We start from the raw sequence: 23,464 nt of genomic DNA on the forward strand, positions 1-23,464 counted from the left end.
AGTCGGGTCGCAGAAAGAGGAAGCCCAAACAGTGATGTTTGGAATCACCGTGGCTTTAGCGGGCGTGAGAATGTCAACACAATATTAGTTAGATGCTCTAATTGGGCATCTGAGCTTTGTTTGAACTAGCCTGCAATTGATAGCTGCCGGTCAGTCAAGATCGATTTGAGTGAGCCCTCCATGCTCATCATCTTCGATTATTCCCACGCCCCCAGGCCAAGCAGTTAACTTGTCTTTTGAAGCTTCGTCATTTTGGCGGAATTCGTGCTGCGGTGGCTTGATTATTTTGCCCGGTTGATTCGTTGCACCCACCCGAATCCTGATTTTTGGCCCGGAATTGCCCAAGCGAACTGTCATCCCGTCCACAACTGACACCTGAGCGATCGGTCTATCATTTACATAAGTGCCGTTAGCACCAAAATTAATAATTTCCCAGCCATTGACGTGATTCCACAGCTCTACGTGGTGGCGGGAAACTACAGCGCTGTAAATAATTACATCATTGTCGTTCGATCGACCGATCCGAACCACCGATTCGGATTCAAAACACCAACTTTGAACCGGGACAGACTGGATAGGATGTAACAGAGTTAAGGTAATCACTGATGTTTTGACACTCCACCGCCAGACAGAAACGGGGATACTTCTAGAGAGATTTTTTGGGAGAAAACTACAAAAAATTTGATTTTTAAAGGCGTCGTCAGTGGGCCACTATTCCCTCGCTCTGCCGTAAAAGTCGAACTTTTGGCTGCTTGAGGCATTTGAACCAACTTTTGAGGGTTAGCTTTTGGCGCAGGCGCCAATTTTTGCTGTCCTCGGTAACAACCAAACACGATGTTATTAATCGGGTGAACTTCCCCATCATTGACAGAGGTCTCAACCGCTTGATTAATTAGATCTCGGATGGAGCGATTGCGCCGGTGGCTGAGTCGCTCCATTCCATGCGCCAAATAACCATTTTCCCGCTGACCAACGAGAGCATTTAACTCAGACCCACGTTGGTTGCACCGCTGATTCGAGTTCTCTATCGGGCGACAGTCAACGATCGACGAATCGCTGTTCGTGGAGACAGAAGTTAACCGATTATTAATCCTGGGGTCTCTAGATAAAATACTTGTTGGTTGTATCTGAGATGTTGCACCATTCTGAATCAGTCTTTTATGAACAGGCAAGATGCCTGTTCCACAAGAAAATTCACTCTTTGTGGAACAGGCATCTTGCCTGTTCTTGAGAATGGTGCAAGATGTGAGTTGTATCAAACAGCATAGGTCTTTTTGAGTTGCTAACATTTTCCTTATTGATGCGATACCTTTAAAATACAATGCTTTGAGCAGCACTTGAATTTAGAGCGACAACGCCTCAATCTCTCACATGGAAAATACAGATCGACCTTCCTCGCGCGCGACCCCCAAATGCGATCGGCAATCAGTCGCAGGGCGAGCGGGAAGGCCAAACTTCAGCTCAAATCTGAGTCGGGCGGCTCCGGGTTCGGCCCTGGCGGGACAGATTCTTGCCTTTGCCGCTTCAACTCTGCAACTTTTTCTTGAGCTACATCCCTGACTTCGAGAGCTTTATCTTGGAATTTTTCCGCCAAACTTTGAGCGCCCCGCTTCACACCTGCCACATTTTTGAGAGTTCTGTCGAAATCTTCATGTAAAAACTCTGCTACCAGACCGACTTTTTTGTGCAGTCCCTCCGCGTACTGGACTGGCTCCGATACAGCAGCTTCAGAGACGATCGCCCGCTTGCTGCCGATGGTCGAAATAGCTGCCACAGGTAACAAGTAAATGTCGTCTAAAACACCGCGCCAGCCGCTCGATTTAAATAGGTAGTGGGTGACTGAACCCGTGCGGACATCGAATAGGTAGTCAACCACTGCACCTGCCTGATTCCCAGCGTCCGTGAGCACCTCAAGCCCGATCGGACAAACAGCTTGTTCCGGCTGATGCAGTTCCGGCAGTTCCGGGTTAATGGTGACAAAAACATTTTCCCCCACCGTATCTACTTGCGCCCAAGCGAACCAAGTTTTTTTGCTGCCCAAAAGTCCCGACTTGCAAGTAAAGCCTATCGCCCGCTGGGAGTGAGCATCGAGCCAAACCCGATCTACCCTACCGACCTCTTCCGCCGTTCGACGGTCGATCGTGCGCCGATTGAGCAGTTCGCTGCGCCTAACAATTTGTGGTGATGTACTCATAAATAAACTCCTGAGTGCCGCCTTTGAAAAATGTCGATCGTCCAAAGAAGCCGATTTAATATTCTTCTTCCGAATAATGGCGATTATTATCTGCCTCGGTTAACTCCTCCTCTTCCCTGGAAGTGCCAACTTCTTTTTGGTCGGGAACAGGAATCGTGCTAATGTGCACGCCGCCCGAGGGAGCGTTAATTTCCTTAGCCTCCCTGGGCTTGACGCTAAGAAGTCCTAACTGGACTGAGGACGGATTCGGGCCTACGTTGATTTGAATTTTCGGCCCTGAGCGAGCCAAGTGAACGATCAGACCGTCCACAATGGGAACCTTAGCGATCGGCTTACCATCGAGGTAAGTGCCGTTGGTACCTAAATTGATCAGTTCCCAAGTTATGCCGCTGCGCCGCAATTCGATGTGGCGACGAGAAACCACAGCGCTAAAAAGAACGACGTGGTTTTCAGTCGAGCGCCCGATCCGGACGACCTGCTCGTCTTCAAAGATCCAACTGCGGACGGGTATAGACTGGAGTGGATGTAGCAAGGTCAGCTTAATCACATTGGCAGCATTGAGTTTTGGTAGAGCGCCTTAAGATGCGATTTTAGATTTTAGACTTTCGATCGCCCAATCCAAACTCGATCTAAGAGATTTGAAATAAAAACGTAACCAGGTCTCCTTTGCCCAGAGAGATGCGGTCTCCCGGTCGCAACCGATGGCGGTTTCCCTTGGGTAGCGGAGTATTGTTGACGTAAGTGCCGTTGGAACTGCCTACATCTTCTAGGTAGCAAGCATCTCCCTCCACCCGGAGATTTGCGTGTACCCGAGAAACTATCTCAGAATTAGCAAATCCCGAAACATCAATATCCGGCGGCACTAAGTCATTTGGCTTGCCTATGTGAACCACAGCCAGACTGTGAGGCAATTCCATCGGCGTATTTGTCTGAACGTGTAGCAGGCGCGCCGACTGCTGTTGCAGTTGAGTTTTAGCTACACTTGGTGGCTGTGGGCCCGGAACCGGAGGAGAGATAGTTACTGGTGTTGCCACCGATTCAGTTGTAACAGGAACCGAGGGCGAAGGCGGGGGATCTGGAATCGTCGGAATGCTGGCAGGAGTTTTTTCCAAGTTAAGCCCCTTATTCAGGGTAACTAGAGGTTCCATTGCCATCAGGGGATCGGGTGGCAATAAATCCGGCGCCGGTGAGGATACCACTGTGGGGCCTACAGGCGAGGGGGACGGTACTGTCACCTCAACTTCTGGAACTATGGAACCCGGACGCAAGTTAAAGCCACACTGGCCGCAAAATGCTGCATCTGTCTGAACTGCTGCACCGCAGTTCGAGCAACTTGCGGTAACAGGTAAAGGCGTGTAGCAAGCCTCACACTGGCTGGCCCCGTCGGGGTTCTGGTGATTGCAATTGGGACAGACAATCATCGATTTCTCCTTGCTATCGGCCAGATTTTCAAATCAGCCTCATAAAAATACTCGTGTATATGGTCAAATTTTAACTTTAACCGCCACAATTCTTATATTGCTTCGCTAATACTAGCAACTGAGCTGACGCCGTGACGTTAGCTGTGATGGGCAAGATTGAGTTAGTGATAATGCTGAGTGTGTTGGCACGCTTGCGGCTCTGTCGGCTATTTTACTGCTTCGCCAGCCGCGGCATCGAGCAGCCACCAAAGTTGGCCCTCTGGTTGAACGAGTCTGGCTGGATAAGTCATTTCGTCGGCTGCAGGGGCAAAAATTTGAGCAAGGGCGGGTTGTTTGCTGGCTCCTGTGACCATGAAGATGACGCACCGGGCCCGGTTGATTAAGGGGACTGTAAAGGTAATGCGGGGTTGACCGTCTTTGTTGCCGACAGTTACTAGGGCATCCCGGACTTCCAAGGCTGCTGTGCCGGGAAATAGAGAGGCGGTGTGGGCGTCGTCTCCTATGCCCAATAAAATGATGTCGAAGGCAGGAAACTCGCCCTCGGATACTTTGAAGAACTGCTGCAATTCGGTTTGGTGCGCTGCAGCGTCGGCTGCGGGGTCGCCGGCGCCTGTGGGCATGGGGTGGATGTTGCTGGCGGGGATATTCACTCGATCAAGCCACGCGAGGCGCGCCATTTTTTGATTACTGTCTGGGTGTTCTGGGGGAACGTAGCGTTCGTCGCCCCAGAAAACGTGAATTTTGTCCCAAGGCAGGTCTTGGACACAGAGCGCTCTGTAGAGGGGTTCGGGTGTGCTTCCGCCCGCTGCGGCGATCGTACAAATTCCGCGTTCCGCTATGGATTCCGAGATTTTCGACAGCACAATCTCCAGCGATCGATCTATTAGTTGTTCCCGATTTGCTAATACTTCAACTACTTTTTTCATTAATTTCCTCTCAACTTTCCTTGGGTGTTATTCTCAGCAATTGCCAATTTTACCTTGACATTTTGGTTTGAGGTCGATCGGCTGACAGATCCGGCAGACCGGGCACAGCATCCCATAAAATTTTATCATCTTATGCCCCTTGATTTAAGGCAAGCAAGACATATTTCTACCAGTGCTTTATGGATTTTCACCTGTTGCATTGAGCTTTCGCAACTTTCAATCAAAAGTTCGATCGTACTGGGAGCATCTCTACATAAAGTAAAAAGCGTTTTTTGGGAGTGCGATCGTCCCGAACCGCAAAGTCTCTAAATATAGCGAGCCGGACGATCGCACACCGACAGTAAAAGCCAAACCGAGATGCTCCCGATCGCACTTACTCCGGCATAGCAAAAATAATCAAGATCGATGTGGTAGACTAGGAAAAATAGTTTTAAATCCGCACGATCGGATGGAAGCAAAACTATGTCAATTTTTAAGCGATTTCCTACATCTGTCCGCTATCTGATAGCGCGGTTGCGCCACTGGACCCAACCGGCGGTTTGGGCTCCCCTAGCCGTGCTCTGTGCAGGGGGGTTATTTATCTGGGAGGTCTCTGTAAACCCAGAAAGGTTGAGCATAGATGGCGAAGAAGAAGTAGCCACAAACAATCCAGCTTCGCTATCGGGACTATCTGCTGAAGATACCGCCATTGCGGCTGAAATCGACAGCTCACCAGTGCTAGTCAATCAGTTTAATGGCTCTACTGCTTCTGAACTGAACTTGTTAAATTCATCAGTAGTAAAAAGCCAAGGTTTATTCGACGAACTTCGAGATCGGGGCTTAGAAACTCCTCAGCCATCTTCCGCCCCCAAGGGAGTAGGAAGCAGCGGATTTTTCCCCTTGCCAAATTTAGCAACTCCTGCTGTCGAGGCCGGAAACAATAACCCCCAAAATTCCAGCTTACCAAGTTCAAACGCCACATCAGCATTGAGTTTATCTGGCAGTGGCAGACTGACTTCCGGGATAAAAACGATGATCAAGCCTGAGTCTGGGGGTACAGCAACAGCAACTTTATCGCAGGCGTCGAGTGATGCTAATTCAGATAAACAAAACGAAAATTCTCTGCCTTTGAGTCCGCTGCAAGCAGCTATGAAAAAATACGTCGTTGCTAACACTTCGGCAACGGTAGCGGAGGCTGAGAAAACTGCAGACTCGGCTAGATTGCTCGATCGACCTGCTTCCGATCCGGCAGCAGTAAATGCGACAAATTTGCTCCCAACGACCGCTAAAGCTCAAGCTGGAGCAAATCCTGTGAATGTTCCCACAGCACTTCCCCCACTTGTGGCTCCGACAACTGCTGTGAGCAAGGAATCTCAAGAATTCTTAAACCCCACAGCTACAGTCCCTGAACCCTTGGCTGGATTAAATTCCCGAGTACCGAGCCTCCCCGAAATTAATGCAGGCGCTCCAACGGTGGCTTTGCCGAAAAATCCCTACCAAACTAATTTATCTGGCTCAGGCTTCGCACCTGAAGTTCAACCTGCGGCACTTCCAGTAGCCATACCTTCGCCAACACCTCTACTTCCAAATGTCGGTCAATCTCCCTTTGGGAGTGGGATTGGGGGAAGCAAGATAATTAGCCCTCAATTCTCTCCCAATTCAGCGAATTCTCAATTTCAAACACCTCCACCGAGTCAGCTTAATTTGCCACAGCAGCCTAACTTTGGAGTTGTTCCCCAAAACACAAATCAGGGCGTGCAGCCCATTCAACCTCAAACTTTTGCTACACCCCGCTCCCTGGCTCCAGGACGCTACATTGGCGGTGGCGAAATCAATACTTTTTCTAATCCTTAAATGAAGGAAGTTCGGCCCCGAAAACGATATTATCAATTCCCCATACTTCGGCTACGCGGTTGCTGCCCTTCGACTTGGGTTCTCCTGAGCGGAGTCGAAGGACTTGCCTAGCCGAAGGGAAGAGAGCCGAAGGCAGTCGAAGGGCTGTACAAGTTCCCAATTACCCATTCCCAATGTTAGTGGTAAAACTTACCTAGCGGCTGCCCGCACCAACAACAATCCCCCGATACCCAAGCCAAACATTATCGGCAGCCAAGCCGACAGAATCGGAGTCAAAACAGCTTTCACGCCCATAGAACTGGTGATGAAAGAAAATACGTAGTAAGTAAAAATCACAACTACGCTAATACCAAAACTCGTTCCTCGGCCGGAGCGGCGCGGTTGAGTTCCCAAAGCGGCTCCCACTAAACCAAATACCATGCACACGAAAGGAAAAGCATATTTTTCTTGAATTCGCACCTTTAATTTGCGAATTTGCGGTTCGTCGCCACTGTTTTTAAGGATATCCAAACGCTCTAAAGCTTGGGCAATGTTCATTTCCTTGAAATCCCGCGCTCTAGCAGCTAAATCTAAGGGCGTGCGGGGGAGTTGCAATTGCTGGTGTTGAAACCTAACTATATTGCGGTAAGAGCCATCCGGAGCTACTATATAAGCGGTTCCGTTGAAAAAATCCCAGGTATTTTCTGAGGGATTCCAAGTAGCGGATTCTGAAGAAACGATTTGATTGAGGCCTGGGGTGGAGCGATCGATAATTGTTAAACCTTTCATTTGTTGGCCGTCAAATTGTTCTGCATAAAAAAAGCGGGCGAGGATTTCGTCGCCGCCTTTTTCTGGTTTGCGAAATTCTGTGTAGATAATATTTCTATCTTGAAATATCGGTTTTTCTCGCTTCAGGGCTCTGTCTAAAGTCAGAGTAGCTCTGTAGCTGGCGGCGGGTACGACTAACTCTTGCAAAGCAAAGGTGAAGCCGGCAACAATTAAACTCATAATCACTGCAGGCAGTATCAATCGGTAAACGCTAACTCCGCAACTGCGGAGGGCGATGAGTTCGCTGTCGCTGGACATTCGGCTGTAGGCCATTAAGGTTGCTAGCAGCATTGACATGGGGAAAGCCAATACTACGAAGTAGGGAATTTGCAGGAGAAAAATTTCTATGGCGGCGCTGTAGGGGAGGCCGGATTCTGTTACTCTGCGGACTAATTCAAATAAGGCTCCAACTGTGACGGCGACGGATGTAAAGAGTCCGACGCCAAAGAGAAATGGGCCGATTAGTTCTTTGGTAATGTACCAGTCCATTACTGAAATTCTCGGCAGCCAGTTGATGGGATTCAAAGAATTGGATATTGCTATTTTCATAGTTGCGCGTTCTCGCCGATTGCTCCTCAATTTAAAATCTAAAATTCTGCGGTTTGCCGAGTGCCTTCAAAAGACTATCGCACGAAGCTGTCGCCCAAGTAATACTGCCGCACTAAAGGGTTGCTGTAGAGTTCTTCTTCAGCCCCGGAGGCTAAAATTTGGCCGTCTCGCATGATGTAGGCTCGATCGGTAATTTCGAGGGTTTCTCGGACGTTGTGATCTGTGATGAGGATGCCGATTTTGCGATCGCGCAGTTTAGCAATAATGGTTTGAATTTCGTCTACGGCGATCGGATCGACGCCTGCAAACGGTTCGTCTAAAAATAGGAACATGGGCCCGTCTCGCCCTGCAGCTAAGGCTCTGGCTAGTTCAGTCCGCCGCCTTTCTCCCCCCGATATTTGAATTCCCAAACTGGATGCTATTTTTTCTAAGCGAAATTCTTGCAATAGGAAATCGACTCGCTCGCGCCATTCCCAGCGCGGCACTTGAGTTTGTTCTAAAACTAACAAAATGTTGTCCCGCACGCTCATGTTTCGGAAAATGCTTGCTTCTTGAGCGAGATAGCCAATTCCCAAATGCGCTCGCTGGTGCATCGCCAATTTAGTGATGTCTAAATCGTTTAGCCAAACGGTGCCTTGATTGGGTTTTTCTAATCCGGTTGCTATGTAAAATGTTGTGGTTTTGCCGGCACCGTTTGGGCCTAGCAATCCTACGATTTCTCCTTGGGCTACTGACAGGTTGACGCGACTGACTACATTGCGCTTTCCGTAGGATTTGTGAATATTTTCGAGTACAATTTTCATTTTCGCTCCCGGCAACCTCTACAAGCTAAATTTCAGACTGCTGCTTTGTGCGATCGAGTCTCTAATTTAAATTTTACCTTTTCAAGTTTGTGAGTTTTATAAGGACGAAATTTCGCATCTATCCCAAGTAGTATGTTTTGGCTGAGGCGAAATTTCGCTGCTGCGAGCCACTGTTACCGGGGGGCTGTAGTTGGACGTGGGGAGCCAACTGCATTTTGGGCGGCCGCATCTTGTTCGGGGGCAACCAGATAGACAGATTCTACCTGTCCTGGGTTGTCTGGCAGGGCAATAAACCGCCCTTCGTCGATGAGGTATGTTATGGTTTCGCCGCGCAGGCTGTTGCCCTGCTGCAATACGTAAACATCTCCGCTGAGAATGATCCGGCGCTCGCGGCTGAAGTATTGAGCTTGAGCTGCGGTTGCTTGTATTTGGCGGGCTGGATAGTTGATTTGGACGTTGCCGCGGGCTGTCACGATGCCGGTTTTGGAGTCGGCTTCTTGAATGTCCGATCGCACACTGAGAGTGCGGGGCGGGGCGACTTGCGGGTAGGTGGGAGAGGCGATCGCGCCTGCCAGAGTGAGGGGCAACAGCAGCGATAATCCTTTGAATATTCGCGAATTAAGTAGTTTAGCGGAGAGCATCATAAGCTTGGAGCCTCAATATTTGTGAAATTGCTGAAGGGCATTATCTCCAGTTAGATATTTTATCTTAACGGCCAGAAAGATTCCCGTGAGGTCGATCGATTGACCCGATAGTCTCAACCAATTATCCTAGCAAGACAACAGCGAATTTAATTGGTTATTTTGCTGAGTGGCTACGACTGTCTTAACCGCGAACGGGCAAGATACTCGTTCCACAGTAAATTAATCTGCTTGGGCAGCCGGCAAGAAAGCCACCCCTCCTCTGTGTAGGGGCCAAGTATACTGCACCCTAATACAAACATTTATTTAACTTTTTGGTACTTTGATAATTTGCGGCAATTGCAAGCCTGCAACTTCTTTACCTGCGAACAACGGTTGAAATTTAGCTACTTCTTCCGGGCCAGCTTGTTGCAAAGCGCTCAAAAGTTTAGCACTTTGTCCGAGCAACTCTTCAAGGGCAATTCCGGCATAACTCGGCTGATAATAACTGATCCGATTTATTCCTTCTCCCAGCAAGATTACCGCACCGCGCCAGTTTTGATTTCCTAAGTGATAAAGTGCTACCGCAATTTGCAATATTCCCTGATAAAATCTTTTTTCCGGGTCGCCGGCTTCCATCCACAATGCCTCGAAAGTATCGTGAGAAGCGTAAAATTCTTGGCTGTTAAACTGTTCAATACCTTGCCAAAATTCGAGCGGAATTTCCTCTATCATTCGATTGGAGATTAGGGATTTTCGATTGCGGATGTGTGTTTGAGTAGGCGGCGATCGATTTTTTTTTATAGCTCAGTCTTAAAAATAGGAAAAATAACGACCTGTTTTCAAAACTACTGCCATTTAACGACCGCCTACTTAACCGATTACATAGTCTCTCTGACAGATTGAATCTGATCCATTCCTATTTCCTGATTAGTTCCAGCGAAATCGTTGTCTGGCGTCAAAAATAACATACAGTGACACTCTTTACGCTCGCGCATGGGAATGCAGGGACAGTTCCAGTAGGCGGCTTTTACTTCGGCTTCTTTATCTTCGTAATGGCGACAAGGGCATAAGGGAGCGCCTAGTTCATCCTTGTGTTTTGCTAGTCCTTCTATGACGACAGCAGTGACAGAAGGCTCGGAACAAAAGTAAGTTCCGGTGCGCTTGGCGTAGGTTTCGGAGAAATTCTTCATCGCCTCCAAAGTTTTTTCGTTGGAGAGTTTAGATTTTTCTGTTGTGTTCATAGTTTAGGATCGGAGTTGAGGATGCTACGAGCTTTTGACAATTGTAGCGCAGAATGTGATTTTAAACACTGGTATATTTCTGTTTAGTTACAAGGAAGAAAACCTTGACAAAGATTGAGTTTTAGGTTGTTGGTTTTTTAGTGGTTTTTGTCTATCCCGGAGGGTGCGGGAAACTTGTGGCAGAGCGGGTTGTTGGAGCTGCCAAAAGACTTGGGCGATCGATCGCCCTCAACAATCATCCCCCAAAGGGGATAAAAATCGGATAAGATAGCACGGCGCTCTTTCTGTGACGGCTATAGGCACGGCATCTGATGGCAACTTCCCCGAACCGCACCGGCACCCGCGATCGAAAATCTCCTCCTTCTGGGCTGATTTGGCCGGCTGACACCGAGTTAGTCGGATTAGTGTTTGAATTGACTCCCCGCGCTGCTAGCTATCTGTACGCGCAGTATGCTATAGGTTTGCACGCTTGGTTTTTAGGTCAAGTACACCAAACTGACCCGGATTTATCGCAACTTTTGCACGATGAACAGTCAGAAAAAGCCTTTACTATTTCGGGATTGGAAGGTGATTTGCTCCCTGGCGGCAAAGAATTTCAGCTTTTGGGCGATCGAATTTATCGCTGGTACGTAACAGGACTTTCAAAGCCAGTAGTGCAGTGGCTGAGTCAGTGGCTGCAAAATTTGCCCCAAGAAATAGATTTGCGAAATGCTCCGCTGCTAATTCGCTCTTGGGATATTGCTTTTGCTCCCACAACTTACCAGCAATTATTAACAGCAGAACGCCCATTGTCGCCAACTATCAAACTTAGTTTTGTGACTCCTACAAGCTTTCGTAGCAAAGGCCATCACTTCCCTTTGCCAGTTCCCGAAAATGTTTTTCACAGCTATTTGCGCCGCTGGAATAACTTTTCGGGGGTAAATTTTGACCAAGCAGAATTTTTGAATTGGATTGATGAAAATGCAATTATTAGCCGCCACAAATTGGAGTCGCAAAAGGTAGCGGCGGGCAAAAAAGGCATGGTAACGGGATTCACTGGGGCTGTGGAATTTGGGCTAGGGCGATCGGCTCACAATCGTCCTGATTTTGTACAATTATTTTATGCTTTGGGGCGGTTAGCGCCTTACTGCGGCACTGGCCACAAAACAACTTTTGGATTGGGACAAACGCGAGCACAATGGTTGACAGAATCGCTACCTGAAGTGTCGATACAAAGCGTATTGGCGGCGCGAATAGATGAATTGACACAGAAGTTTATGGCGCACAGAAAGCGTACAGGCGGAAATCGGGCTGCTGAGGTTGCTGAAACTTGGGCGACGATTTTGGCGCGCCGGGAGTTCGGGGAATCTTTGTTTAATATTGCTGCTGATTTGGAAATGCCTTATGAAACTGTGAAAACTTACGTGAAGTTGGCAAGAAGGGTTTTGAAAGTGGAGGATTAGCGCGAATTTGTTGACTGTTGACTGTTGACTGCTGACTAATGACTTTTAGTGAATAGATATATGTCGTCTCGCTGATATTTTAGTTGAAATTGAGGGGTGTTTTTTAGTTGAGTTACTAGGTTTTCAACAAAATCTCGATCGCTCATCCAGCCAGGATATCTGAGGTTCAGCAATACATAATCAAATTCTGCGAGATTTGCAGGTGGCGCGTTAGCGTGAGTTAATCTTACTACAGGGCGGTGCGCTAGGTGCGGAGCAATCTGAGAAGTTGTTAAAACACTGCCTTTGGTTTCAACAAGAGAAATTGCCTCTCTGGTAGCGGGCAAAGTGTCGATCCCATTTAAATAAATAGTCCAAAAATAGCCGTATTTCGCTAAAGCTAAGAAAGCAATCAACGACCAAACTACAATGACTCTAGGCAATGGATAATTAGGAATTGGCAATCTCTCAAATATTGTCTTTCCCTTTTGCTGATTGCTAGCTGCTAAACTGGAAATTACGGCAACCAACAAAAACGGCAATATCGGCACAGAATATTGATGAACTAAATCCCGCTGAGCGGGCCTATCGGAAAGAATATTCATCGCCAACATCGGTACAGCACTAATTAAAGATGACAGATAACGCGGGGACAGCCACCAAATTACTGGTAATAGCAATAAGGCTAAATATTCAAAAGTCTCTAGAGAAAAAAAACGCTCTAAAACTAGATTGGGTTTCACTATTAAATTAATAGCAATTTCAAAAACCGAGTTTCCCAAATATTGATAACGCGCGATTCCCGCGTGTTCTCTTCCCTGATTAAAATACGGTATAACTGCCTGAGTAGCTACCAGGAACCAACCCGCGCCTAGAAATAGAGCTATGAGCCCACAATTGCGTTTTTTCTCAAAACACAACAGCCACAAACCCATCGCTGCCACAGTTAAAGATAGCACGGCTTTGCAGCTCAAAACTAATACAATAGCAGCACAAAACCACAAGATTTTATTCAGCCTCGCGGCTAAGGTTGCTGCTAGCAGTGCTGGTAAAGCAATTACTTCTGGGTGGAAGTCGAAGAGATTGACATTAAATACTAATGGATACAGGAGGTAAATACAGGCGATCGCCCCAGATATGCTATTATTTAATCCGGCTTGACGTGCTAAACTCCAACTCGGCCAAGCACCTAAAGCTAGGGAAACAGCTTGCACTAAAAAAAGCCAGTGAACATCGGGATATATTTTGTAAAGTAAAGCTAGTGGATAGAAAATAAAAGCGGCGTGATCGCCCCAAATATTTATTGCCATTAAAGAGGAAAATGGCGTTTGATTTTGGGAGATTAAATAAATTGCTTGGTCAAAAATTGCTAAGTCGAATACAGTTGACTGAAACAAAGCGTGCCGCGCGCTGCTGGCGGTAAATAAGACTATCGTTGTCACGACAATCATTAAAAATACTGGATGAGATTTTAGGGATTTTAAAGTTAGCATTTTATTGGTTTAATCAGCGATTCGTTTAAATAGCAGAACTTGGTTTTTTTGATAAGTTAAGTGAAAATCGGGAGATTTTTTAAGTTGATTTGCTAAGGTATCACCAATTTTTTCAGTATCAGGCCAGGGATGGCGCAGGTTTAATAATATGTATTGAAATTCAGCTAAATTTCTTTGGGGAGAAATTTGTGAAAGCAATTTTACTATTGGGCGGTGGGCAAAGTGAGGGGCAAGTCTATTATCGGTTAAAATACTGCTTTGCGGTTGAACTTGTGCGACTGCTTAGCGTGTAGCTGGCCAGGTATCTAGTCTATTTAGGTACAGATAAAAATCTTTATATTCGCTCACCCAGAGGAAAATTAGTAATGACCAAATTATCATGATTCTCGGCAATTGAATTCCTTGCCAAAGTTGAGAAATTCGGAAGTTTTTAAATTGTGGCAGATTGACCCATGTTAAAAACTGTTGCTTATTTGCTTTCTCCTCTTCCTTGTTGCCTTTTATTTCTTCCCTGTTCCTTGTTTCTTCCTTCGCGATTACTGCTAAAAATAAAAATGGAATTACAGGCACTGAATACTGATAGGCTAAGCTGCGTTGAAATGACAAGTCAGAGAGGATATTGATCAGCAGGGTAGGGAGGGCAGGAATTAGCGCTGTTAAATATTGTAAGCGTAGTTTGCCGGAAAATGGCAATAGCAGCCAAATCACAGGTAAGGTGAGGAGAAATAAATATTTGAATGTATCGAAGGAAAGAATTTTTCCTAATACTAACTGTGGTTTTAATATGAGATTGATGATAATTTCTAGTACGGATTTGCCTAAATAGCTGTAGCGCCCGACTCCAGCGACTTCGCTGCCGCTAAAAAAGGGGATGATTTTCTGGGAAGCTATCAAAAACCAAGCTGCACCTAGCAAAAGTGCGATCGCCCCGCATCGTTGCTTTTTTTCACAAAAAAACAGCCACAAACCCATAGCAACAACGGTTAGGGACAAAACCGCCTTGCAACTGAGAACTAACACAATAGCGGTACAAAACCACACAAGTTTATTTAAACGTGCCGCCAAAATTGCTGCCAAAAGTGCGGGTAAAGCGATTACTTCCGGGTGAAAATCAAATAAATTGATGTTAAATACCACCGGATAGAGCAAATAAATCAATGCGATCGCACGGGATTGTTCTTGATTTAAACCTGCCAAACGCGCTAAACTCCAGGTAGGCCAAGCCCCCAGGGATAATGTAACTGCTTGTACAAACAGCAGCCAATGCACATCCGGGTAAATTTTGTACAGCCAAGCTAGCGGATAATATATTACCGCTGCGTGATCGCCCAAAATATGAATCCCCATTAAAGAAGAAAAAGGCGTTTGGTTTTGGCTGATCAAGTAAATTGCTTGGTCAAAAATTCCCAAATCGAAAGCAGTTGATTGGAATAAAGCGTGCCGTAAACTGCTACACAAAAAGAAAATTGCCGCAGCAGTAGCGATCGCCCAAACCAAACTCGACGGTAGCTGCGATCGACCTTCCTCTATATTTTCGGCGATCGAAACACTGATGTCCTCACGGTCATCAGCAAAATTTTCCCTATTCTGCATGAAATCTGGCACTAGGTGGTCACTCAAAATATGATTCCATCGAATGTGCTTTCCACGCAATAGTTAACCACTAATTTTTATCCCCGCAATCGTAATATTAGAATAATCCACAAAACCTTAAAAAATTGTGAAAGCAATAACTCTTCTCGGCTCCACAGGCTCCATCGGCACTCAGACTCTGGATATTGTAGCTCAATACCCCGACAAATTTCGGATTGTCGGGTTAACCGCCGGACGAAATGTAACGTTGCTGGCCCAGCAAATTCGCCAGTTTCGACCGGAGATTGTCGCGGTTTGCGACGAAGATAAATTACTGGAATTGAAGGAGGCGATCGCAGATCTCGACCCTCAACCTATTTTACTTGCTGGCGAGTCAGGCGTTGTCGAAGTTGCCCAATACGGCGACGCTCAAGCCGTCGTCACCGGCATAGTTGGCTGCGCCGGTTTGCTGCCAACAATTGCGGCAATCAAAGCAGGTAAAGATATTGCCTTAGCCAATAAAGAAACATTAATCGCAGGGGGCCCCGTTGTCAACCCCTTAATCGAAAAATACGGCGTTAAAATATTACCGGCTGACTCGGAACATTCGGCAATTTTTCAGTGCCTCCAAGGTGTTATGGTTGGCGGGTTGCGACGAATTATTCTCACGGCTTCGGGGGGTTCTTTTCGAGATTTGCCGATCGACAAATTAGCCGCAGTAACAGTAGCCGATGCTTTGAAACATCCGAATTGGTCGATGGGGCAGAAAATCACGATTGATTCTGCTACTTTGATGAATAAAGGATTAGAAGTAATTGAGGCTCATTACTTGTTCGGGATGGATTATGACGACATTGATATTGTCATCCATCCCCAGAGCATAATTCACTCGTTAATTGAGTTGCAAGATACCTCTGTTTTGGCGCAATTGGGCTGGCCGGATATGCGATTGCCGCTGCTTTATGCTTTGTCTTGGCCGGAGCGAATTCATACAGATTGGGAACGGCTGGATTTGGTGAAATCTGGGGATTTGACTTTCCGAGAACCCGACCACGAGAAGTATCCTTGTATGCAGTTAGCTTATGCGGCGGGACGTGCGGGCGGTTCGATGCCGGCGGTGCTGAATGCGGCAAACGAACAGGCGGTAGCGCTATTTTTGGAGGAGAAGATTCAGTTTTTGGATATTCCGAAGTTGATTGAGAAGGCGTGCGACAAACATCAAACCGATAACTGTGAAAGTCCAGGTTTAGACGATATTTTGGCTGCGGATCGGTGGGCGCGGCAGGAAGTTTTGGCAGATAGTATGGAATTGGGCGATCGTATTCTTTCGGTTCGCTAATTGTATCAGCAGAATTGCACTTACCCACAAGCCCGCCGGGGAATTAATTCCCCGTCTCATAGCTAAAGTCGGTTCAAATTGAGATGTTGCACCATTGTCAATAAGTTTTTTATGAACGGGCAAGATGCCCGTTCCACAAGAAAATCTACTCTTTGTGGAACAGGCCGGAAAGCCGGTTCTTGAGAATGGTGCAAGATGTGAGTTCAAACCGACTGCCCAGCCTTAATAAATATTCAGTTTTCTTTGAGAGGACTTTAGCTATGAGACAGGGGTTTCCCCCCCTGACCGACTATGCCAAAAAGTGCAAAATATCGGCAAAACCCTATAAAAAATTGACCAGACTTTAGCCTTTTATAGACTCACTCCCAACTTTGGCTGCAAAATCAGCCGCACTCATCTTTTCGTACATTTCAAAAGGTTGGTGAATCCAAGGATTGTCAGCCAAATAATCTACATAATAATCCGGCTTTGCAACAGAACAAGCCTTGTACCAGAGTACAGCAGTCCGAATTTCCTGAATATCCTCGCCGTAGCGACTCTTCAGCCAAGCGATACCTTGCTCTAAACTAATTCCCGAATCCACCAAATCGTCAACCAGGAGAATGCGGCTGCCCAAATTATCGCCCACCATTGTCAAATCGCGGGCAAACTCGATCGCACCCCGAACTTTTCCCTCGGCCCCACCATAGGACGAGGCAGCTAAAATCGCCAGAGGTTTGTCGAAAATCCGCGACAGAGTATCTCCAACCCGCAGCCCTCCCCTCGCCAGACAGACAATGCGATCGAATTTCCACTGAGATTCCTCAATTTTTACAGCCAAATCCTCAATTTTCCGATGGTACTCAGGCCAAGAAACGTAAAGGTCACTCATTCCTAATATTATTGAAATATCAAAGGTATTATTAATTATTTTGGGGAAAATGACATGGATGCAGAGGAACTTCTCAGACGGTATGCAGCCGGAGAACGGGTTTTTCACAAAGTAGACATGGCCGGCGTCAATATGTCAAGGACAAATTTGCGCGATATTGACCTGAGTCACGCTAATTTAAAAGGTGCAAATTCGATCGGTCTCACCCTCTACAGAGCTAATCTGTATCAAGCAGATATCAGCCAAGCCAACCTCTCCCAAGCCAACCTCATGTCCGCTAATTTTGGCGAATGCGACGCAGTGGGAGCGAACTTGAGCGGAGCCATCTTGCGGAGTGTCGTGTTCAGCGGGGCCGATTTAACGGGGGCGAGTCTCAGGGGTGCAGACATGAGAGATGCAAACCTTCAGGGGGCAATTTTGATTCAAGTTTATGCAGTTAACGCTAACTTGCAAGGTGCCAACTTGACAGAAGTAAAACTTTGCGGAATCAACCTCAGTAAAGCAAATTTAACCGACGCGAACTTAACACAAGCTGACCTTAGCCGTGCTAACTTAACTCAAGCAAATCTGAGCTGGGCAAATTTGACGGAAGCAAATCTGGAAAAAGCGGATTTGAAGGGAGCCGATTTGAGCGGAGCTAACTTGAGCTGTGCAAATCTCCATCAAGCAGATTTGAGCGGAGTTTCCCTTAAGGGAGCAAATCTCCGGGGAGCAAACTTGCATCAAGCTTCTTTGCGCGGGACAAATTTGAATGAAGCGAATCTGAGAGAGGCGATGATGCCTGACGGCAACATCTCTGAGTAAATAAGCTGCCCAAATAGAAGTTAAACCGCAGGGTGCTGGTGGCGCACCCTACATTTAGGCTAATGCCTGATTTTTTTAAGGGGATTTAATTCTGCGTTAATCTCAGGCGTCCAAAAATCGAGAGAAGCCCCGGACTCGTGTTGTGGAGAGGCAAAAATTTTAGAGTCTTGTTCAAGCTCCCAGATTCATCTGTGGAGTAAGTCTAAAATCTCAAATTGTTCGAGTGAGCGGGACTCCACGGTTCGACTGAGCGCTTGCCGAAGTCGAAAATCCAAAATCGACTGACAGTTCATTTAAAGAGGAGTGGCAAAAAAAATTGGCGATAATTTAATCTACAACTTTCAGCCAGCCCCGGCGAACGGCGTGGAGCAAGCGGTTGATGGCTGTTTGATCTTCTTCGGTAAGACAGTCATTTAACAGCGCTGTCTTGAGCTGTTGTCGGTGAGTGGGAGTCAGCAGACCGGAGTGATATACCTGAAAGACTAGCTCTGCAATAGTAAATTGAGGTAACAGCGTTTGGGTTTTCATCATGTGTTTTTTCTTTGAACTCACTTTTGACAGTATTGACTGATTTTTCCAAAATTTATGTGATTCAACTACGGGAGTAAATGTGATCGATTGGCTCTTGATGAGTGATTTGTGTCAGCCGAACTTGGGGATCGGATGTTTTCTCGATAGCCCTGCTACTTGAAACACAAACCCCGTCTCGATTCCTCGCTTGTGGCAACCCCCACATCTCTACTTTTGGTTAAGAAACGGTGACAAATAAATTAATATTTACCTATTAATAGATTACTAATGACTGCTAGCGAAATCGCTCGGCTTAATTCAACGTTAAACTTTTAGAGTATTTATAAAGCCGCTTTTACCTACATTTACTTAGTTTCTTGGTGTGGTCTTTGTTCCGTGGATATACTTAATAACCCCCCCAAACACCGAGACAAGTTTCCGACAGGAGCGGGCATCCGCCCCAAATTTTAAGCTCTAGTTCAAGCTCCCAGATTCATCTGTGAAGTCAATCTAAAATCTAAAATTTAAAACCTAAAATCTAAAATCTAAAATCTAAAATCTAAAATCTAAAATCGACTGACTGCTTAAAATCAAAAATCCCGGCTTCTTCAAGAAACCGGGTTGGAGCTTTTCTATCCACAATTTTTTTTGAGAGGGTTAATGGAGCGACCTATTCACGAAAATCTTATTGTTGGCAAAGCTTGACAGGAGAGAAAGTAGAAATACTCATCTCAACTTCTTGTGTGAGGGGACTAATCGGAAATCCTGACCCATCCGCGGCGGATGGCGTGCAGCAGGCGGTTGACTGCATCTCTGGCGTCTTCGCTGAGAGCGCTTTGGCAGAGTGCGCGCAGTCCGTGGCTTTCAGTGCGAGTCAGATTGCCGGAATGGGTGACTTGATAGAACAGTTCAGCGATCGCGCGATCAGATTTTAAAGTCAGAGCTTGCATGAAATCTCGTTGAACTCGACTATTATAATATCGAGCATTTGAGAATAGAGTAGGGTGATTGCAGTTGGCTAAGCGGTGTGATCGTTCTTGGCTCCATTTGTGACCGAAGTCTGCGAGTATACGTGAGTTAAATCACAAAAAACCAAAGACCTCGATCGCATAAGCTATAATTGGGGTGATAGCCTCTAGGCTAGACAAAACCTCGAAAAGCTCTGAACGCAAGGCTTTGAGTTCCAAATACCGCCGCGCAGGGGGAGTACGTCCGCTCAACATCGCAGGCTATGGACTTGGATAGCTGTGAAACTTTGGGTTTTAGACACTTGCAGCTTGCAGCTCAGGGCATAAAGTTGCGATCGGCGAACCACACCCTGAGATACAATAATTATAAATACTTCTATCCCATCTATAGGCAGGTAGATAAAAAAATGATAATGATTAGCTACTTTTCGGTTGCCTTAATCGTTTTTATTGTTTGGTTCAAAAGTTTTTGGAATGATACTGCGACATCTAAAAAAGACTTGATCTCTTGGATAGCCTTAATCCTCGGGCCTCTCTTTTGGCCTGTTGTTCTGCCCCTATCCCTTTTGCAAATTACCAGCAAAAAGTCTGTTGTAAAAACAGCTCAAGGCGATCAAGAATTATAATAAATTGTGGAAGTAACTGGCTTCAACATAGTGGGTTATCTCGTGCTAAATTATTCGGCGTGCATCACTCTTGGCAGCGAGTAATTTATGTTGTTTAATTGTAAAAATAAATGCAGCTCGAAGGTAGAATTCAATAAAAATTCTGAATCCTAAAACAGTATTTTTTTACCGATATCAAATTCTGCCTTCTGCTTTTTGACCCCGCCCAAAAACGGATACAAGTTTCCCACAGGAGTCGGCAGCAGCCCAAAACTTTAGGCTTTTGTTCAAGCTCTCAGATTCATCTGTCGAATAAATCTCAAATCTCAAATCGTTCAACTGAGCCAAATAGACTCAGCGCTCGCTGAACGTATCACACCGAAGTCTCCAATCGACTGAGGCCTACTTTTTTCTGTCACATCGTGAATTAATGGTGCGGCTCAGTCAAAATTGTTCAGTCAAAATTGTCAGACTCAAATTATCGGACAGCGACCGCAACATTTTTTTACTCAAAAATTATTTGCCACCTCAACCAAGCTCAAAATTAATATGTAATGTAACATAGCCTGTTGCTTGCAAAAATATAACTTCAGACGTATTTCCGCCTGCCGCTGACTAACTCAAGAATTTTTATACTTCCGGCTGCTACGTAGCATTAATCGAAGGTGGGAAAATCCTGGCGAGGCGTTAAAAAACAGCTAGGATGTTTGCTCTGTAACCTTTTCCAGCTCGCTCTTTTCAAATTGTAGCAGCTCTAAGTCAAAAATTGTAGAGTTCGTTTGCGTCTAAATTGCCTAAGTCTTACCGCAGTTAGATAGACAATTCAAGGCAGAGACTGCAATATGAAATAGGCAACAAAAACTGTTTCAAATCGCAAGTACGACTTATTTTGGGCGCTCGATCATCAGGAGTGTATAACCGGAGCCAGCTAAATTTTTAGAGGTGCGAGATGTTTGGGAACTTCTAAAAAAAAGTGCCGTCACGGTATCCAAATTCGTTATTTGCATAAAAAGTAGGAGTCAAAATGAACCAAGTATCTGAGAAACCAATTTATAGAGTTCTTAATCTATTGTCGCTGCTAGCGCTGACTTACTATGCAGCTACTTCCATCAATTATATTTTCGAGAGTGACGGTCACATATACAGGTACGACAGCCAGAGCAATTCCAACGCGTCACCAGCGCAACTAGAAGCACACCGCTCGGAATAAATAGTAGAGATTTTCTCTGAATGAATGCCGAACCCAATTTCGGGGAATTTGCTAATCGTTAATGAGCAAATCCAAGTTAAAAACAATTAGTAGTCAAAAACTCTTGGCTAAAAACTTAATATTTTAACTCACAGCTATTAGCCATCGAATATACCACACAAATCAACTATTTAATTTGTTCTCAAAAGAGACCAGAATGATGAAAGGACGCCCAAGCATTTTCATCAGTACAAGCATTAATAGCTTTAGTAATCGCTTCATCAAGAAAATTTGAAGGTGGATATCCTTCAGAACGGAAAATGGCTTTGATTTTTGCCCAATAAAACTAGATGGGAGATAAATCGGGTGAGTAGGGGGGTAAGAATTTTACCTTTGCTCCGATAGATGCAATCAAAAAATTGATGGCTTCAGCATTATCAACAGGTAAATTATTCATAACTACAATTGCGCCAACCCATAACTGGGGCAGGATTCGCCAGCAGCCCAAAATTTTATATCCTAGTTCCAGTTCCCAGATTCATCTCTGGAGTAAATCTAAAATCTAAAATCTAAAATCTAGTGACAGTACCGTCATAAATCTCCGGCCAACCGTTTATCCCAACTTCACCAAAAGACGAGCGCTGCATTGTCAGATTGTCCGGAGGGATGCGGATCATGGTTGAAATGACCGATTGTGGTTGAGAAACTGGGTTTTTTAGCCAAAATCCTAAATTGAGCGTGAGGGATTTGGCTGGAAATATCAAGGTGATGAGGCTCAAAAACCAGTCGGGGAGTGTGTTTGGACGCAGTTTTGATTGAATCCGGCCTCCAGCTTGTGCAGGCTTGCTTTCAAAGCCAGCTAAAAAATTTTGATTTCTGGGGAACTATTGGCGAAAATCAAAAGTCTGGTCAACTACAATGTACTTAAAAAAAATCGCAGCTTAGTTCCAGCCCCATTGCGGGCGATCGAACTATCCGACGATGGACAGTGCCAAGGACCCGGTGCGACTTCTTAATCTTGAGAGCATACTCCCATTAAAAAGGGTCTCTGTGTATCTTCAGGGTATTGTTTTAATAATGACTAGCCACACCGACGGTCATTATGGTAAACTCGCAAACGTTTAACTGGAATATTTTCGTGTTAGAGGAGGCAGTTGTGGAGTCGAGAGTCAAAAGCAGGAAACAACCGAGATTTGCTGCTCAACGAATACAAGATTCAACTCGCGCTCCCAGGCTCGCTGCTGACAATTTAAATTACATGACAGCTTATAGCAGCCGGGTCAATTAGGGTCTCAACCGATGTCCGGTTTCATTTATTGAATCCCTTTGGAGGGAAAAGTGTATTGTAGAAAAATGATTGATCTTTTAGGAGGAGTGTAAATGACCCAGGTAACTAATCCAACAACCCCAGCAAGTTCACTACCAGGTGGTAATGGTGGCTCAACCGTTATTGGCACCCCCTTAGGCTCTAGCAGGTTGAACGGCAGCGCCGGGGATGACATCATCCTGACTTTTGGACCCGCAGATGTCGTCGCTGGTGGCAGTGGCAACGACCTGATTATTACCGGAGGCGGAAATGACAGTATCGGCGGCGGCGACGGCAACGATACTATCTTTTCAGGCAGCGGCGCCGATGTGGTCGCTGGCGGGACTGGCGATGACCGGATCTTTGCCGGTAAAGGGGATGACCTCGTTGATGGCGGTGATGGCAATGACTTGGTTTCTGGCGACAGAGGCAACGACACCGTACTCGGCGGATCGGGCAGCGATACAGTCTTTGGCGGCCAAGGCAACGATATTGTCGGCGGTGGTGATGGCAACGACACTCTCTACGGCGGTAAAGAAAACGATACTGTCGATGGTGGCGCTGGCAATGACTTTATCTCTGGCGACAGAGGAAGTGATGTCCTCACGGGCGGTGCTGGCAGCGATACGTTCTACTTCTTCTCCAGCGGTGGCGATTATGGCGTAGACACGATCACTGACTTTACCCCAGGTGAAGATAAGATCCGCTTGAAATCGGGTGGTGTGTTCTCTGGTTTGGGCAGCAGCTTCGAGGCAAGCGAGTTTGTCGTCGTTTCTGGTTTCAACGCAGCTACTCCAGGAGCAACCACGACGAACAAGTTGGTCTACGACCCAACAAGCGGTACGTTGTTCTTCAACGGCACCAGCGGAGTGCTAACTATTGCTCAGTTGCAGCCTGGCCTGACGATTACCTCGAACAACTTCGAGTTGTTCTAAAACAACTGGCTGTTGTGGCGCAGCACCGGATAAGATTCGGGGCTGTTCTCACAA

The 23,464-nt window shown here is 46.1% G+C and carries 26 protein-coding genes and 1 pseudogene; 8 read left to right on the plus strand and 19 right to left on the minus strand.

Annotated elements, in window-relative coordinates; all coding sequences use genetic code 11:
* Positions 1–150 precede the first annotated feature (150 nt).
* The 6 genes from QUA70_RS21190 to pgl form a co-directional block, all read right to left on the minus strand.
* Entirely contained in the window at positions 151–603 is a 453-nt protein-coding gene (locus QUA70_RS21190; RefSeq protein WP_333328826.1) for an FHA domain-containing protein, read from the minus strand.
* The gene (locus QUA70_RS21195) at positions 600–938 is read right to left on the minus strand and encodes a hypothetical protein (RefSeq protein ID WP_333349661.1); all 339 of its coding nucleotides are present in this window, start codon (positions 936–938) and stop codon (positions 600–602) included. The genes QUA70_RS21190 and QUA70_RS21195 overlap by 4 nt, the downstream gene beginning before the upstream one ends.
* A 518-nt stretch (positions 939–1,456) precedes the next feature.
* A complete protein-coding gene (locus QUA70_RS21200; RefSeq protein ID WP_333349663.1) occupies positions 1,457–2,194 on the minus strand; it encodes a PRC-barrel domain-containing protein in 738 nt (245 codons plus the stop codon).
* A gap of 55 nt (positions 2,195–2,249) precedes the next feature.
* Positions 2,250–2,741 (minus strand): FHA domain-containing protein, encoded by a 492-nt coding sequence (locus QUA70_RS21205; RefSeq protein ID WP_333328836.1) that lies wholly within the window; start codon positions 2,739–2,741, stop codon positions 2,250–2,252.
* An 82-nt stretch (positions 2,742–2,823) separates the two neighbouring features.
* On the minus strand, positions 2,824–3,615 hold the full coding sequence (locus tag QUA70_RS21210) for an FHA domain-containing protein (protein ID WP_333349665.1): 792 nt from the start codon (positions 3,613–3,615) through the stop codon (positions 2,824–2,826).
* Positions 3,616–3,821: 206 nt separating this feature from the next.
* Complete coding sequence (gene pgl, locus QUA70_RS21215; protein WP_333349667.1) at positions 3,822–4,541, minus strand: 6-phosphogluconolactonase; 720 nt, start codon at positions 4,539–4,541, stop codon at positions 3,822–3,824.
* A 24-nt stretch (positions 4,542–4,565) separates the two neighbouring features.
* On the opposite strand from pgl, the gene QUA70_RS21220 reads away from it, so the two are divergent.
* A complete protein-coding gene (locus QUA70_RS21220) occupies positions 4,566–4,850 on the plus strand; it encodes a hypothetical protein (RefSeq protein ID WP_333328844.1) in 285 nt (94 codons plus the stop codon).
* Here QUA70_RS21220 and QUA70_RS21225 read toward each other — a convergent pair.
* Positions 4,847–4,999 carry a hypothetical protein gene (locus QUA70_RS21225; RefSeq protein WP_333410666.1) on the minus strand — a complete coding sequence of 51 codons (153 nt, stop codon included), beginning with the start codon at positions 4,997–4,999 and terminating at the stop codon, positions 4,847–4,849. The genes QUA70_RS21220 and QUA70_RS21225 overlap by 4 nt on opposite strands.
* 4 nt (positions 5,000–5,003) lie before the next feature.
* Here QUA70_RS21225 and QUA70_RS21230 point away from each other — a divergent pair, with 4 nt between their 5' ends.
* On the plus strand, positions 5,004–6,374 hold the full coding sequence (locus tag QUA70_RS21230) for a hypothetical protein (RefSeq protein WP_333328847.1): 1,371 nt from the start codon (positions 5,004–5,006) through the stop codon (positions 6,372–6,374).
* A gap of 189 nt (positions 6,375–6,563) precedes the next feature.
* Here the strand turns inward: QUA70_RS21230 and QUA70_RS21235 are convergent, their stop codons facing one another.
* From QUA70_RS21235 to QUA70_RS21255, 5 genes are all read right to left on the minus strand, one after another.
* Complete coding sequence (locus tag QUA70_RS21235; protein WP_333328850.1) at positions 6,564–7,730, minus strand: LptF/LptG family permease; 1,167 nt, start codon at positions 7,728–7,730, stop codon at positions 6,564–6,566.
* Positions 7,731–7,804: 74 nt separating this feature from the next.
* Positions 7,805–8,533: an LPS export ABC transporter ATP-binding protein gene (lptB, locus tag QUA70_RS21240; protein WP_333129396.1), complete on the minus strand. Its 729-nt coding sequence runs from the start codon at positions 8,531–8,533 to the stop codon at positions 7,805–7,807.
* Between the two features lie 173 nt (positions 8,534–8,706).
* Positions 8,707–9,177 (minus strand): LptA/OstA family protein, encoded by a 471-nt coding sequence (locus tag QUA70_RS21245; RefSeq protein ID WP_333328853.1) that lies wholly within the window; start codon positions 9,175–9,177, stop codon positions 8,707–8,709.
* Between the two features lie 303 nt (positions 9,178–9,480).
* Entirely contained in the window at positions 9,481–9,888 is a 408-nt protein-coding gene (locus QUA70_RS21250) for a DUF309 domain-containing protein (protein WP_333328855.1), read from the minus strand.
* Positions 9,889–10,034: 146 nt separating this feature from the next.
* Positions 10,035–10,397, minus strand: coding sequence for a ferredoxin-thioredoxin reductase catalytic domain-containing protein (locus QUA70_RS21255; protein ID WP_333328858.1), 363 nt, complete (start codon positions 10,395–10,397; stop codon positions 10,035–10,037).
* 311 nt (positions 10,398–10,708) lie between these two features.
* On the opposite strand from QUA70_RS21255, the gene cas6 reads away from it, so the two are divergent.
* On the plus strand, positions 10,709–11,839 hold the full coding sequence (cas6, locus tag QUA70_RS21260; RefSeq protein WP_333328861.1) for a CRISPR-associated endoribonuclease Cas6: 1,131 nt from the start codon (positions 10,709–10,711) through the stop codon (positions 11,837–11,839).
* A 35-nt stretch (positions 11,840–11,874) separates the two neighbouring features.
* Here the strand turns inward: cas6 and QUA70_RS21265 are convergent, their stop codons facing one another.
* From QUA70_RS21265 to QUA70_RS21275, 3 genes and pseudogenes are all read right to left on the minus strand, one after another.
* Entirely contained in the window at positions 11,875–13,311 is a 1,437-nt protein-coding gene (locus QUA70_RS21265; protein ID WP_333328864.1) for a DUF2079 domain-containing protein, read from the minus strand.
* A gap of 9 nt (positions 13,312–13,320) precedes the next feature.
* Positions 13,321–13,581 (minus strand): annotated as a pseudogene (locus QUA70_RS21270) (DUF2079 domain-containing protein); the annotation flags it as partial.
* Between the two features lie 12 nt (positions 13,582–13,593).
* Complete coding sequence (locus QUA70_RS21275; protein WP_333410668.1) at positions 13,594–14,931, minus strand: DUF2079 domain-containing protein; 1,338 nt, start codon at positions 14,929–14,931, stop codon at positions 13,594–13,596.
* Between the two features lie 100 nt (positions 14,932–15,031).
* Between QUA70_RS21275 and dxr the strand changes: the two genes are divergently transcribed.
* Complete coding sequence (dxr, locus tag QUA70_RS21280; RefSeq protein ID WP_333328871.1) at positions 15,032–16,222, plus strand: 1-deoxy-D-xylulose-5-phosphate reductoisomerase; 1,191 nt, start codon at positions 15,032–15,034, stop codon at positions 16,220–16,222.
* 343 nt (positions 16,223–16,565) lie between these two features.
* On the opposite strand, the gene QUA70_RS21285 is transcribed toward dxr, so the two are convergent.
* Positions 16,566–17,093, minus strand: a complete 528-nt coding sequence (locus QUA70_RS21285) for a phosphoribosyltransferase family protein (RefSeq protein WP_333328874.1) — start codon at positions 17,091–17,093, stop codon at positions 16,566–16,568.
* A 54-nt stretch (positions 17,094–17,147) separates the two neighbouring features.
* Here QUA70_RS21285 and QUA70_RS21290 point away from each other — a divergent pair, with 54 nt between their 5' ends.
* On the plus strand, positions 17,148–17,897 hold the full coding sequence (locus QUA70_RS21290; RefSeq protein ID WP_333328877.1) for a pentapeptide repeat-containing protein: 750 nt from the start codon (positions 17,148–17,150) through the stop codon (positions 17,895–17,897).
* Between the two features lie 327 nt (positions 17,898–18,224).
* On the opposite strand, the gene QUA70_RS21295 is transcribed toward QUA70_RS21290, so the two are convergent.
* Both QUA70_RS21295 and QUA70_RS21300 read right to left on the minus strand, forming a co-directional pair.
* Positions 18,225–18,425 carry a hypothetical protein gene (locus QUA70_RS21295; RefSeq protein ID WP_041622289.1) on the minus strand — a complete coding sequence of 67 codons (201 nt, stop codon included), beginning with the start codon at positions 18,423–18,425 and terminating at the stop codon, positions 18,225–18,227.
* Between the two features lie 734 nt (positions 18,426–19,159).
* Positions 19,160–19,357, minus strand: a complete 198-nt coding sequence (locus QUA70_RS21300; protein ID WP_333328880.1) for a hypothetical protein — start codon at positions 19,355–19,357, stop codon at positions 19,160–19,162.
* Between the two features lie 425 nt (positions 19,358–19,782).
* Here QUA70_RS21300 and QUA70_RS21305 point away from each other — a divergent pair, with 425 nt between their 5' ends.
* Complete coding sequence (locus QUA70_RS21305) at positions 19,783–20,001, plus strand: hypothetical protein (protein ID WP_333349669.1); 219 nt, start codon at positions 19,783–19,785, stop codon at positions 19,999–20,001.
* Positions 20,002–21,004: 1,003 nt separating this feature from the next.
* Positions 21,005–21,190: a hypothetical protein gene (locus QUA70_RS21310; protein WP_333328883.1), complete on the plus strand. Its 186-nt coding sequence runs from the start codon at positions 21,005–21,007 to the stop codon at positions 21,188–21,190.
* A 325-nt stretch (positions 21,191–21,515) separates the two neighbouring features.
* Here QUA70_RS21310 and QUA70_RS28655 read toward each other — a convergent pair whose 3' ends face one another.
* On the minus strand, positions 21,516–21,677 hold the full coding sequence (locus QUA70_RS28655) for a transposase (protein WP_445251662.1): 162 nt from the start codon (positions 21,675–21,677) through the stop codon (positions 21,516–21,518).
* 872 nt (positions 21,678–22,549) lie between these two features.
* Here QUA70_RS28655 and QUA70_RS21315 point away from each other — a divergent pair.
* A complete protein-coding gene (locus QUA70_RS21315) occupies positions 22,550–23,410 on the plus strand; it encodes a calcium-binding protein (RefSeq protein ID WP_333328885.1) in 861 nt (286 codons plus the stop codon).
* Positions 23,411–23,464: the final 54 nt, after the last annotated feature.

It is taken from the genome of Microcoleus sp. LAD1_D5 (genome assembly GCF_036702115.1).
GTDB lineage: Bacteria > Cyanobacteriota > Cyanobacteriia > Cyanobacteriales > Microcoleaceae > Microcoleus.